Here is a 12,123-nt window from a genome sequence, read left to right as displayed (position 1 = left end):
CTGGAGGGCGTGCTGCGTCTCGTCGTCCTCGTCTCCGGCAGCGGCACCAACTTCGCCGATCTGCTGCAGCGCACCAAGGCCGGACGCGTGCCCGCCGAGATCATCGCGGTCGGCGCCGATCGCGCGTGCGGCGGCATCGAGACCGCCGCTGCAGCCGGCATCGCCACGTTCGTCGAGCCCTTCGCCGCCCCGCGCGAGGCGTGGTCGAACCGCATCGCCGACCGCATCGCCGCCTTCGAGCCCGACCTCGTCGTGCTCTCCGGCTTCATGCGGCTGCTGTCCCCGGCGGCCGTCGCGCGCTTCGAGCCCGCGCTGCTCAACACCCACCCCGCCTTCCTGCCGGAGTTCCCCGGAGCCCACGGCGTGCGCGACGCCCTCGCCGCGGGCGTGACCGAGACGGGCGCATCCGTCATCATCGTCGACAGCGGTGTCGACACCGGTCCGATCCTCGCGCAGCAGCGCGTGCCGATCGAGCCGGGCGACAGCCTGGGCGCGCTGCACGATCGCATCAAGCTCGTCGAGCGCGACCTGCTCGCGAGCGTCATCACCGACATCGCTGACGGCACCATCGACCTCGCCGACCACGGCCTCGAGCATCGCCTCGACCGCCCCGACACCTGAAGGACAGCACTGTGAGCGGACCCCAGCACGACCCGAGCCTCTACCGCGAGCGCGAGCAGGTGCCGTTCCGGCGCGCGCTGCTGTCGGTGAGCGACAAGACCGGGATCGTCGAGCTCGGCACGGCGCTCGCCGCCGCGGGCGTCGAGCTGGTCTCGACCGGCTCGACGGCGAGGATGCTCGCGGACGCGGGCCTGGCGGTCACCGAGGTCGCCTCGGTCACCGGCTTCCAGGAGGCGCTCGACGGCCGGGTGAAGACGCTGCACCCCGCGATCCACGCCGGGCTGCTCGCCGATCTGCGACTCGAGCACCACGAGGCGCAGCTCGCCGACCTCGGCATCGCGCCGTTCGAGCTCGTGGTCGTGAACCTCTACCCCTTCGTGGAGACCGTGCGCTCCGGCGCCGCCGACGCGGATGTGGTCGAGCAGATCGACATCGGCGGCCCCGCCATGGTGCGCGCCGCGGCCAAGAACCACGCGAACGTGGCGATCGTCACCGACCCGCGCGTCTACCCGCTGATCGAGCGGGCGGCGGCGACGGGCCTCTCGCTCATGCAGCGTCGGGCGCTGGCGCGCGACGCCTTCGCGCACACCGCGGGCTACGATCGCGCCGTCGCGCGCTGGTTCGCGGGCGAGCCCGTCGACGAAGCACCGGCTGCCGGCCCTGCTGCGGTGGCGGAGGGCGGCGCCGCTGTGGCGCCGGTGGAGGAGCGCGCCGCCGCGCTGGCCGCGCCGACCACGCCGGTCGAGGAGCGCGCCGCAGCAGGCGGCACGCGCCACGAGACCACTGCACCTGCGGCTCCCGCGCCCGCCGACGCATCCGCCCTGCCCGACACCTCGAGCGCCACCGGTCTGCTGCGCGCCGTCGGCGGCGCCACCCTCGTGCAGGGCCTGCGCTACGGCGAGAACAGCCACCAGCAGGCCGGCATCTTCGGCCTGGCGGGCGGCCGGGGCATCACGCAGGCCGAGCTGCTCCACGGCAAGCCGATGTCGTTCAACAACTACGTCGACGCCGACGCGGCGCTGCGCGCGGCCTTCGACTTCACCGAGCCTGCGGTGGCGATCATCAAGCACGCGAACCCCTGCGGCATCGCGATCGCCGCTCCCGGCGCCGCGGATGCGATCGCCTCCGCGCACGAGCGCGCGCACGCCTGCGACCCGGTGTCGGCCTTCGGCGGCGTGATCGCCGCGAACCGCGTCGTCACCCGCGCGATGGCGGAGTCGGTGCAGGAGATCTTCACCGAGGTCGTCGTCGCGCCCGACTTCGAGCCCGAGGCGCTCGAGCTGCTGACGGCCAAGAAGAGCATCCGCCTGCTGCGCCTGCCGGAGGGCTACGCGCGCGAGGCCAGCGAGCTGCGCCAGGTCTCCGGCGGCGTGCTCGTGCAGCAGCCCGACACCTTCGACGGCTTCTCGTCGCACACCTGGCGTCGCGTGTCCGGCTCGCACGTGTCGGATGCGGTGCTCACCGACCTCGAGTTCGCGTGGCGGGCCGTGCGGTCGGTGAAGTCGAACGCGATCCTGCTGGCCGCCGGCGGCGCCTCGGTCGGCGTCGGCATGGGTCAGGTCAACCGGGTCGACTCGTGCGCGCTCGCGGTGACGCGCGCCGGCGACCGCGCTGCTGGCTCGGTCGCGGCGTCGGATGCGTTCTTCCCCTTCGCCGACGGCCTGCAGGTGCTGCTCGACGCGGGTGTGCAGGCGGTCGTGCAGCCGGGCGGCTCGGTGCGCGACGAGGAGGTCATCGCCGCGGCGAACGCCGCCGGCGTCACGATGTACTTCACCGGCGAGCGCCACTTCGCCCACTGACGCGCGCCGCCGCTGCGGCGCCCCGCCGGGCACAGCGCACGCTCGGCGGGCGAGGATCGCGGCGCTCCGGCGACGAGCCCCCGTCCCGCCGCGACACGGGGCGCGCGGGCGTGCGTTGTGCGCCGCAGCGGCAGTCGCGGGGGAGTCGCTACGCTCGCTCGGGTGAGCGCAGGGACCATCGACGACGTGCGAGCCGGCAGCCGCGTGCTGTGCTTCGGCGTCACCGGCTCCGGCAAGTCGACGCTCGCCGCAGCGCTCGCCGAGCGCCTCGGGCTGCCCCTCGTCCTCATCGACGACCTGTGCTGGGATCCCGGCTGGGTGCAGCCGCCGCGCGACGAGCTCGACCGCCGCATCCTGCCGGTGCTGGAGCGCGATGCGTACGTGCTCGACTCCGTCTACGGCATCCACAACCGGCTCGCGCTCGAGCGCGTCGACGTGATCGTGGCGCTCGACTACCCGCGGCCGACCTCCTTCGTGCGGCTGCTGCGCCGCAGCGCCCGGCGCATCCGCACCCGTGAGGCGGTCTGCAACGGCAACGTCGAGACGCTGCGCCGCACGCTCGCCGGCGACTCGATCCTGTGGTGGCACATCCGCTCCTGGCGCTCGAAGCGCGAGCGGATCCGACGCTGGCACGCGGATCCGGCGGCGCCGCCCGTGCTCGTGCTGGCAAGGCCGCGCGACGCGGACGCGCTGCTGTCGCAGCTTGCGACCTGACGGCAGGCGGCGACGGTCGCGAACCCGGCGCCGGCGCGCGCCGCCGCGGCGGCGACCGGGGAGCGCGTCTGGGGGACAAAGCAAAAGTGATTGAGAAGTTTCGATCAGGGGTGGACGCCGCGGCGCGCCACTGCTTAGACTCGAAGGCTGTCCGCACCGCAGGGGAGCGGCCGACCGAGGAGGATGCCATGAGCACGACGACGACCACACCGATCGCTGCCGCCGGCCTCCTCGCGCGCTCCGCGCACCGGGCGATCCGCTAGCAGCGCAGCCCCGCGAGCTCGCTCGCACGTCGCGTGTCGGTGGTAGCACCGAGCATCATCGAGCAGCACCCGGCACCACCACTCACACCACCAGCTCCTCGGCGACGCCGCAGTCGTCTCGCTCCCACCGTCGGCACGCCGCCGACGGCCAGAAGGATCCCGTCATGTCTTCGACGTCCCACCCGGACACGCCCACCCCGCCCGAGCAGCGACCCGCGGGTCACCTGCGCGCCCTCAGCAGGCTGCTGCCCTACATCCGGCCGGTGCTGCCTCGCTTCCTGCTCGGCACCTTCGCGGCGCTCCTGTCGGCGCTGCTGAGCCTCGCGACCCCGATGGTGATGCGGGCGCTGGTCGACGGGCCGCTCGCGAACGCGGATGCGGCGGCCGTCTGGCCCGTCGCGGCGCTGATCCTCGCGCTCGCGCTCGGCGAAGCCTTCTTCGTCTTCATGCGCCGGTTCCTCGTCACGCTGCCCTCCACCCAGGTCGAGGCGACGATGCGCAGCGCGCTCTACCGCAAGCTGCAGGCGCTGCCCGTCGCCTTCCACGACCGCTGGCAGTCGGGCCAGCTGCTGAGCCGAGCCGTGCAGGACCTCGGCATGCTGCGGCGCTTCTCGGCCTTCGGCGCCCCGCTGCTGGTGGTCAACTCGATCACGCTCGTGGTCGGCATCGTCATCCTCTTCTTCTGGAGCCCGCTGCTCGCCAGCATCTTCGTCGTGCTCTCCGCGCCGATCGCCGTCGTGGCGCTGCGGTTCGAGCAGCGCTACCACCTGGTCTCGCGCTCGGCCCAGGACCAGGCGGGCGACCTGGCGACCACCGTCGAGCAGTCGATCCACGGCATCCGCGTGCTGAAGGCCTTCGGTCGCGGCCGCCACGCGCTCGAGGGCTTCACGAAGCAGGCCTCGAAGCTGCGCGAGACCGAGATCGACAAGGCCCGCATGGACGGCTACCTGTGGATGTGGCTCACGATCGTGCCCTACATCTCCTATGCGGTGTGCCTCTTCGTCGGCGTCGGGCTCGCCGCAGACGGCCAGCTCTCGGTCGGCACGCTCGCGGCGTTCTTCGCGATCGCGATGGTGCTGAACTGGCCGATCGAGTCGATCGGGTTCCTCTTCGCGTTCCTCATCGACGCGTCGAACGCCTCGCGCCGCTTCCACGAGATCACCGACTCCGAGAACACCATCGTCGACCCGGAGCAGCCCACCACCATCGCGCGCCCGCGCGGCTCCCTCGTGTTCGAGGACGTGCACTTCCGCTACCAGGACGCGCAGGCGCACGAGCGCGACCTCGTCGACGGCGCGACGCTCGAGCTCGAGCCCGGCGAGACGATGGCGCTCATCGGCATCACGGGCTCCGGCAAGACCACGCTCACCGCGCTGCCCGCGCGGCTCTACGACGTCACCGGCGGTCGCGTGCTGCTCGACGGCGTCGACGTGCGCGACCTCACGCTCACCGAGCTCCGCACCCACGTGGCGATGGCGTTCGAGGACGCCACGCTGTTCTCGGCCTCGGTGCGCGACAACGTGCTGCTGGGGGCGCCGGATGCGACGGAGGAGGCCCTGGAGCGCGCGCTCGCGATCGCGCAGGCGGGCTTCGCGCGCGACCTGCCCAAGGGCCTCGACACCGAGATCGGCGAGGAGGGCCTCTCGCTCTCCGGCGGGCAGCGGCAGCGCCTCGCGCTCGCGCGCGCGGTCGCCGCGGCCCCCGCGGTGCTCGTGCTCGACGACCCGCTCTCCGCGCTCGACGTGGAGACCGAGGCGCTCGTGGAGGAGGCGCTGCGCAGCGTGCTCGGCACGACCACGGCGCTCATCGTCGCCCACCGCCCGAGCACCGTGCAGCTGGCCGACCGCGTCGCCCTCATGCGCGACGGGCGCATCGACGACGTCGGCACGCACTCCGAGCTGCTCGCTCGCAACGACCACTACCGCTTCGTCATCTCGAGCCTCGAGGAGACCGAGCGCGATCGCCAGAGCATCGAGGCGGTCACCGGCACGATGCAGGTGATCGACGCGGATGCGCTGCGCGGCCACGAGCCGCACGGCGGCGATGCGCGCGGACACGACGCGCTCGGCCACGAGGAGGTGTCCCGATGACCGTCACGGGTGTGCAGGGCGAGGACCGCTCCGACTACACGAAGGAGGAGTCGCGGCAGATCCGCGCCCGCTCGCGGCGCCTGCTGGGCTCACTCCTGCGGCCGCACGTCGGCCGGGTCGTGCTGACGATGCTGCTCGTGGTCGTCTCGGTGGCCGCCAGCATCGCGGGCCCGATGATCATCGCCTTCGGCATCGACCACGGCCTCCCGGCGATCGTGGAGCAGGCCGACTGGATGCCGCTGTGGGGCGCCACCATCGTCTACATCGTCGCCGCGATCCTCTCCGGCGTGCTGATGTTCCTCTACACGGTGAGCGTCGCCCGCATCAGCCAGACGGTGCTGTTCGACCTGCGCCGCAGGCTGTTCGACCACTCGCAGCGCCTGAGCCTCGAGTTCCACGAGAGCTACACCTCCGGCCGCATCATCGCGCGCCAGACGAGCGACCTGGAGTCGATCCGCGACCTGCTCGACCAGGGTCTCAACGAGCTCGTGCGCGGGATCCTCTTCATGGGCTTCACCGCCATCGCGATGGTGATCCTCGATCCGATCTCGGGGCTCATCGTGATGGCAGCGCTCGTGCCGGCGATCATCCTCACGCGCTGGTTCCAGGTGCGCTCGACGAAGCTGTTCCGCGAGACGCGCACGACGAGCGCGCGCATGATCGTGCACTTCGTCGAGACGATGACGGGCATCCGCGCCGTCAAGGCGTTCCGCAAGGAGCCGGCGAACCAGCGCGAGTTCGACCAGCGGGTCGACGACTACCGCGACGCCAACTTCCGCACGATCAACATCTTCGGCATCTACGAGCCGGGCATCATGGCGATCGGCGCGGTGACGCTCTCGGCGCTCGTGCTGGTCGGCGGGCTGCGCGTGGTCGACGGCTCGCTCGAGATCGGGGCGCTGCTCGGCATCGCGCTCTACGCGCGCAGCTTCTTCCAGCCCATCCAGGGCATCGGGATGTTCTTCAACGGCTACCAGGCGGCCTCGGCGGCGCTCGAGAAGATCTCGGGCGTGCTCGAGGAGGAGCCCACGGTGCGCGAGCCCGTCAGCCCCAAGGCGCTGCCGACCTCTCGCGGTCAGATCGACTTCGACGACGTGCGCTTCGCCTACGAGTCGGGCAAGGTCGTGCTGCCCGACTTCGCGCTGCACATCCCCTCGGGGCAGACGATCGCGCTCGTCGGCACCACCGGCGCAGGCAAGTCGACGCTCGCCAAGCTGATCTCCCGCTTCTACGACCCGAGCGCCGGAGCGGTGCGGCTCGACGGCGTCGACCTGCGCGAGCTGGCGAACGACGACCTGCGCCGCGCGGTCGTGATGGTGACGCAGGAGGCCTACCTCTTCTCCGGCACCGTCGCAGACAACATCGCGCTCGGCAGGCCGGGGGCCAGCGCCGTGGAGATCGAGCAGGCGGCCCGCGCGGTCGGCGCGCACGAGTTCATCACGGCGCTGCCGGATGGCTACGACACCGACGTGGCGAAGCGAGGCGGCCGGGTCAGCGCCGGCCAGCGGCAGCTGCTGTCGTTCGCGCGCGCCTTCCTGGCGGACCCGCGCGTGCTGATCCTCGACGAGGCGACCGCGTCGCTGGACATCCCGTCGGAGCGCCTTGTGCAGGAGGGCCTGACGACGCTGCTGGCCGACCGGACGGCGATCATCATCGCGCACCGCCTCTCGACGGTCGCGATCGCCGATCGGGTGCTGGTGATGGAGCACGGCCGCATCATCGAGGACGGCAGCCCCGATGCGCTGATCGCGCAGGGCGGCAAGTTCGCCTCGCTGCATCGGGCCTGGCGCGACTCGCTCGTGTGAGCCGCTCGCCGCTCGCCGGGCGGCGGGCGGCGGAGCCGCGGGTTAGGCTGAGGGACGTCGACGAGGGGGGCCTGTGGCCGGGATCCGATCCAAGATCGCGCCGGGCGGTGCGGTGTCCGAGCACCACTTCGTGACGCAGCTGCTCAACGACAACGCGTTCAGCGAGCTGCTCGAGCTGTTCGGCGACATCGAGCCCGGCACCCGGCTGCCGTCGGAGCGAGAGCTGGCGCAGCAGCTGGGCGTCTCGCGCACCGCGCTGCGCGACCGCATCGGCCAGCTCGTCTCGCTCGGCGTGCTCGAGCGGCGCGAGCGCGAGGGCACCTTCTTCAGCGGCATCAAGCCGGAGGCGGTGAGCGATGTGCTGGTGCTCGCGATGCTCTCCGAGCAGATGACGATCGAGTCGCTGGTCTCCGTCCGCACTGCGCTCGAGCGCCAGGCGGCGATCGACGCGTGCTCGACGACGGATGCCGAGGCGCTCGAGCAGCTGGGGCTCGCCGTGCGCAGGATGCACGAGTCGGACGACGGCTACGAGCTCTTCGAGGCGGACAACGCCTTCCACCGCGCGATCTTCGCCGCGTCGGGGTCGCAGGGCCTCGTGTTCTTCTCGCGGATGCTCCACGCCGTCCTGCGCGGCACGCTGCAGCAGGTCTCGCTGAGCAACGATCGGGTGGTGCTGCGGGAGCGGCACCAGGCGATCTACGACGCGATCCTCGCGCGCGACGTCGAGGCGGCCGTGCGCGCGATGGACGCGCACTTCGACTGGCTCAAGGAGCTCCGGGCAGCAGAGGGGGGCGGGGACCACTGAGTCCCCGCCCCCTCCCGCGCCCTCCGGGCTAGGAGCGCAGCTTGCGCACCGCGGCGGCGATGTCCGTCGCCTGCGGCACGACCGCGCTCTCCAGCTCTGCGGAGTAGGGGATGGGCGTGCGCGCGGCGCCCAGCCGCGCGGGCGCGGCGTCCAGGTCGTCCCACGCGGCCTCGACGGCTTGCGCGACGAACTCGCCGCCCCAGCCGTAGTCCCGCACTGCCTCGTGCGCGACGAGGAGGTGACGGGTCTTCTTCACGGAGCGGTGCACCGACTCCATGTCGAACGGGTAGAGCGTGCGGGGGTCGATGATCTCGACGCTGATGCCCTCCGCCTCGAGCTCCCCTGCCGCCTCGAGCGCGCGCGCGGCCATGAGCTGCGTCGCCACGATGGTGACGTCGTCGCCCTCGCGCGCGACGCGGGCCTGGCCGAAGGGGATCGGCTCGAAGTCGACCGGTCCCTTGTCGTAGTACTGGTTCTTGTGCTCCAGGAAGATGGTCGGGTTGTCGGAGCGGACCGCGGTGCGGAGCAGGCCGTACGCGTCTCCCGGCGTTCCCGGCAGCACGACCTCGAGGCCGGGGATGTGCGCGAAGAGGGTCTCGAGCGACTGGGAGTGCTGCGCGGCCTTGCCGATCCCCGAGCCGCCGTTCGAGCGGATGACGAGCGGGACGTCGAACTGGCCTCCGAACATGTAGCGCGACTTCGCCGCCTGGTTGATGATGCCGTCGAACCCCAGCAGGCTGAAGTCCGAGTACATGATCTCCAGGATCGGGCGTGCGCCTCGTGCCGCCGCAGCGGCGACAGCCGAGATGAGCACCTCTTCGCTGATCGGGGTGTCGATCACGCGGTCGCGGCCGAAGGCGTCGACCAGCTTGCGCGTGACGCCGTAGATGCCGCCGCCCGTGCCCCAGGTCGTGATGTCCTCGCCGATGACGAACGCCTCGGGGGTGTCCGCCATGATGTCGTGCAGCGCGGTGTTCACCGCGCGCCACGTGGTCATGCTCTTCGCGGCGGTGCCGGTGGCAGTGGCAGTCATCGGATGGCCTCCTGGGTCTGGGCTGCGTACACGTCGACGAAGGCGCTCGCGACCTCGGGGTAGGGCGAGCTGCGGGCGAACTGCTCGGCGGCATCGACATCCGCCACGATGTCGAGCTCGAGCTGCTCGAACCGCTCCTGCGTGAGCACGCCCGCGTCGATCAGGCGAGCGGCGATCTTCGCGATCGGGTCGCGGTCGCGCCACTGCTGCACCTCCTCGGCGGAGCGGTAGATCTCGGTGTCGCCCGCCATGTGCCCGAGGTAGCGGTAGGTGTCGGCGACGATGAACGTCGGTCCCTCGCCTGCTCGGGCGCGGGCCACGGCTGCCGCGGATGCCTCGTAGACCTCGGCGACGTCCATGCCGTTCACCGCCACGCTCGGCACGCCGTAGGCGATGCCGCGCTGGGTGAGGTCGGTCTGCGCCGTCATCTGCTCGAAGGAGGCCGACTGCGCGTAGTGGTTGTTCTCGCACACGAAGACCACCGGGAGGTGCCAGATCGCGGCCAGGTTGAACGCTTCGGCGAGAACCCCTTGGTTCGCTGCCCCGTCGCCGAAGTACGCGACCGCGACGGAACCGTCGCCGAGCGTCTTCGCCGCGAGCGCCGAGCCCGTCGCGAGCCCGATGCCGGCGCCGACGATGCCGTTGGTCCCGAGCACGCCGAGCTCCTTGACGCCGATGTGCATCGAGCCGCCCTTGCCGCCGCAGTAGCCGTCGGCGCGCCCCAGGATCTCTGCCATGGTGCGGCCGAAGTCCGCTCCCTTGGCGAGGGTGTGCGCGTGACCGCGGTGGTTGCTGGCGATCGCGTCCTTCGCCTCGAGCGTCATCGAGACGCCGACGGCGACCGCCTCCATCCCGACGGAGGGATGGGTGGAGCCGCGGATCAGCCCCTCTTCGGACAGGAGCGGCATGCGCCGCTCGAACTCCCGGATCCGGGCCATGAGCTCGAGCGCCGGTACTCCGTGCTCGGTGAGGTCGAATGTCGTCACGGGGCTACGCGATCGTCGCGAAGACGTCGTCGAGGTTGACGACATCGCCCTCGCCCGCCTTCCTGGTCAGCGTGCCGGCGGTGGGGGCGACGAACTCGCTGACGAGCTTCGACGTCTCGAACTGCGCGATGGGGGCTCCCTGCTCGACGGCGCTGCCGTCCTCGACGAGCCATTCCACGAGGTCTGCCTCTTCCTCGTCGCCGAGGAACTCTGCGTTGAGTGCGATGTCCATGGTGCTTCCTTCTCTCTTGGTGGTCGGTGGTGCCGCGTCAGCGGATCTCTTGCAGGACGAGCTCGAAGGTGACGGCGGCGGGGTTCGCCGCGGCGGTCAGCACTCCGGCGTGCAGCTGGCCCTGTCGGTCGACGAGCGTCGCGGTGAGCGAGGCGGTCTCCGCTGCGGCGTCGACGACGCCGTTGACGGAGATGACCTCGGTCGCCGGTCCGTCGACGATGCGCCGCCTGCCCCCGCCGACGGGGGCGAAGTCCGCGCCGATGAGGGAGCCGGTACCGGCCCTGACGACGGCCCTGGCGAAGCCCGCCTCGCGCGTGAGCGCGATGGCGGCCTCGGTGAGGTCCTCGTTCGGCAGGACGCGGGCGATGATGGTGGGCACGAGCGCCTCCGTTCCCGACCGCGCGGGGTCGGATGCGTGCGGGGTGAAGGTGGGCATGAGGGTCTCGGGGTCGTCATCGCTGACGAGCTCGGCGCCGAAGAGGGGATGCACGATCGCGAAGCCGCTGCCGGGCTCCATGAGCGTGTCGGCGAGCAGGTGACCGCCGTGCAGCATCCCGTCGCCGTCTCGCCACATCGCGTGGCAGTGCGTGAAGTCCTCGCCGAAGCGGGAGCCGATCACTGCCGACGCCTGCACGAGCTCGACGGCATCCTGTCGCTTCGCGGTGCTGAAGCTGACGGCGCGACGGACCGTGTCGCCGATGGAGGGGTGCACGTACCGGACCGATGCGAGCCGGATCCCGAACAGCTCGGCGAAGCCGCTGGAGGCGCCGCGCGCTCGCAGCGCCTCCTGCAGGGCCTGGGCGAGCGGCATGCGCTGCTCGAATCGGACCAGGTGGCCCTCGGCGCCCGCCGCGACCGCGATGCGGCGCTCGGGGTGCTTGGGGCCGAAGTGGTGGATGGTGGGCACGATGCTGGGGAGCGGCATGGTGGTCCTTTCAGCTTGTGGCTGGATCAGCGTCGGCAGGGGTGGCGCGTCGACTGATGGAGGCGGAGCGTGCGCTGATCAGCCGATGGCGGAGCCTCCGCAGACCTTGAGGGTCTCGCCGGTCACGAACCCGGTGCGAGGAGAGGCGAGGTAGCCGACGGCGCCGGCGATGTCCTCGGGGGTGCCCATCCGCTTGATGGCCTGCGCGGCGAACGAGTACGTCATGTCGTCCGTCATCGGCGTCGCGATCGGGCCGGGTGCGACGGTGTTGACCGTGATGCCCAGCTCGCCCACCTCCTTCGCCACCCACTTCGTGAAGGCGATGACGCCGCCCTTCGAGGCCGCGTAGGCCGGTCCGCTGCGACCGGCGCCATCGCCCGTGGCGAAGGGACCGCCCATGATCCCGGAGATCGAGCTCACGTTGACGACGCGGCCGTAGCCGGCGTCGCGCATGTGCGGGTAGATCGCCGCCTTGGTGAAGAGGTAGGTCCCGCGGAGGTTCGTGGCGAGGTCGCGCTCCCACGTCTCGTCGTCCATGGACTCGAGGTCGATGCGCCCGACCGTGCCGGCGTTGTTCACCAGCACGTCGAGCCGACCGAGCTCCTCGACGGTCTCGTCGACGACCGCCTGCACCTGCTCGGGGGAGCGGACGTCGGCGACCTTCGCCAGCGCCCGGACGCCGCCGCCCGCGTCGCGCTCGATCTCGGCGGCCGAGTCGGCACCGTCGATGATGTCGACGATGACCACGTGGGATCCCTGTCGGGCGAGCTCGAGGGCGACGGCGTAGCCGATGCCGCGGGCGGCGCCGGTCACGATGCTCACCTGGCCCTGCATGGGGAGTGTCACGGGA

General features: G+C 71.7%; 11 protein-coding genes. 6 read left to right on the top strand and 5 right to left on the bottom strand.

Translation table 11 applies throughout. The features are described from left to right. Positions 1-9 precede the first annotated feature (9 nt). From purN to AA0Z99_RS09195, 6 genes are all read left to right on the top strand, one after another. A complete protein-coding gene (gene purN / locus AA0Z99_RS09220) occupies positions 10-621 on the top strand; it encodes a phosphoribosylglycinamide formyltransferase (protein WP_413316800.1) in 612 nt (203 codons plus the stop codon). 11 nt (positions 622-632) lie between these two features. Beyond that, complete coding sequence (locus tag AA0Z99_RS09215; RefSeq protein WP_413316799.1) at positions 633-2,420, top strand: bifunctional phosphoribosylaminoimidazolecarboxamide formyltransferase/inosine monophosphate cyclohydrolase; 1,788 nt, start codon at positions 633-635, stop codon at positions 2,418-2,420. A gap of 162 nt (positions 2,421-2,582) precedes the next feature. After that, positions 2,583-3,134 carry an adenylate kinase gene (locus AA0Z99_RS09210; RefSeq protein WP_413316798.1) on the top strand — a complete coding sequence of 184 codons (552 nt, stop codon included), beginning with the start codon at positions 2,583-2,585 and terminating at the stop codon, positions 3,132-3,134. 427 nt (positions 3,135-3,561) lie between these two features. Next, positions 3,562-5,487: an ABC transporter ATP-binding protein gene (locus AA0Z99_RS09205; RefSeq protein WP_413316797.1), complete on the top strand. Its 1,926-nt coding sequence runs from the start codon at positions 3,562-3,564 to the stop codon at positions 5,485-5,487. After that, complete coding sequence (locus tag AA0Z99_RS09200; protein ID WP_413316796.1) at positions 5,484-7,292, top strand: ABC transporter ATP-binding protein; 1,809 nt, start codon at positions 5,484-5,486, stop codon at positions 7,290-7,292. The genes AA0Z99_RS09205 and AA0Z99_RS09200 overlap by 4 nt, the downstream gene beginning before the upstream one ends. Before the next feature lie 73 nt (positions 7,293-7,365). Next, positions 7,366-8,097: a FadR/GntR family transcriptional regulator gene (locus AA0Z99_RS09195; RefSeq protein ID WP_413316795.1), complete on the top strand. Its 732-nt coding sequence runs from the start codon at positions 7,366-7,368 to the stop codon at positions 8,095-8,097. 28 nt (positions 8,098-8,125) lie between these two features. On the opposite strand, the gene AA0Z99_RS09190 is transcribed toward AA0Z99_RS09195, so the two are convergent. From AA0Z99_RS09190 to AA0Z99_RS09170, 5 genes are all read right to left on the bottom strand, one after another. Continuing rightward, positions 8,126-9,130, bottom strand: coding sequence for an alpha-ketoacid dehydrogenase subunit beta (locus AA0Z99_RS09190; protein ID WP_413316794.1), 1,005 nt, complete (start codon positions 9,128-9,130; stop codon positions 8,126-8,128). Continuing rightward, positions 9,127-10,116 (bottom strand): thiamine pyrophosphate-dependent dehydrogenase E1 component subunit alpha, encoded by a 990-nt coding sequence (locus AA0Z99_RS09185; RefSeq protein WP_413316793.1) that lies wholly within the window; start codon positions 10,114-10,116, stop codon positions 9,127-9,129. The genes AA0Z99_RS09190 and AA0Z99_RS09185 overlap by 4 nt, the downstream gene beginning before the upstream one ends. 4 nt (positions 10,117-10,120) lie before the next feature. Then, positions 10,121-10,348 carry a biotin/lipoyl-containing protein gene (locus AA0Z99_RS09180; RefSeq protein ID WP_413316792.1) on the bottom strand — a complete coding sequence of 76 codons (228 nt, stop codon included), beginning with the start codon at positions 10,346-10,348 and terminating at the stop codon, positions 10,121-10,123. A 37-nt stretch (positions 10,349-10,385) separates the two neighbouring features. Then, positions 10,386-11,273, bottom strand: coding sequence for a PCC domain-containing protein (locus tag AA0Z99_RS09175; RefSeq protein ID WP_413316791.1), 888 nt, complete (start codon positions 11,271-11,273; stop codon positions 10,386-10,388). Positions 11,274-11,351: 78 nt separating this feature from the next. Continuing rightward, on the bottom strand, positions 11,352-12,119 hold the full coding sequence (locus tag AA0Z99_RS09170; RefSeq protein WP_413316790.1) for an SDR family NAD(P)-dependent oxidoreductase: 768 nt from the start codon (positions 12,117-12,119) through the stop codon (positions 11,352-11,354). Positions 12,120-12,123 lie beyond the last annotated feature (4 nt).

The organism is Agrococcus phoenicis, assembly GCF_047302415.1.
In the GTDB taxonomy this organism is placed as follows: Bacteria; Actinomycetota; Actinomycetes; order Actinomycetales; family Microbacteriaceae; genus Agrococcus.
The sequence above is the reverse complement of the archived record's forward strand: the minus strand, read 5'-3'. Positions and strand labels throughout refer to the sequence as shown.

What these genes read in the sequence shown, in the direction of transcription:
- AA0Z99_RS09190 (WP_413316794.1), bottom strand. Translation starts at nt 9,130, where the DNA reads ATGACTGCCACTGCCACCGGCACCGCCGCGAAGAGCATGACCACGTGG.
- AA0Z99_RS09175 (WP_413316791.1), bottom strand. Translation starts at nt 11,273, where the DNA reads ATGCCGCTCCCCAGCATCGTGCCCACCATCCACCACTTCGGCCCCAAG.
- AA0Z99_RS09205 (WP_413316797.1), top strand. Translation starts at nt 3,562, where the DNA reads ATGTCTTCGACGTCCCACCCGGACACGCCCACCCCGCCCGAGCAGCGA.
- AA0Z99_RS09180 (WP_413316792.1), bottom strand. Translation starts at nt 10,348, where the DNA reads ATGGACATCGCACTCAACGCAGAGTTCCTCGGCGACGAGGAAGAGGCA.
- AA0Z99_RS09200 (WP_413316796.1), top strand. Translation starts at nt 5,484, where the DNA reads ATGACCGTCACGGGTGTGCAGGGCGAGGACCGCTCCGACTACACGAAG.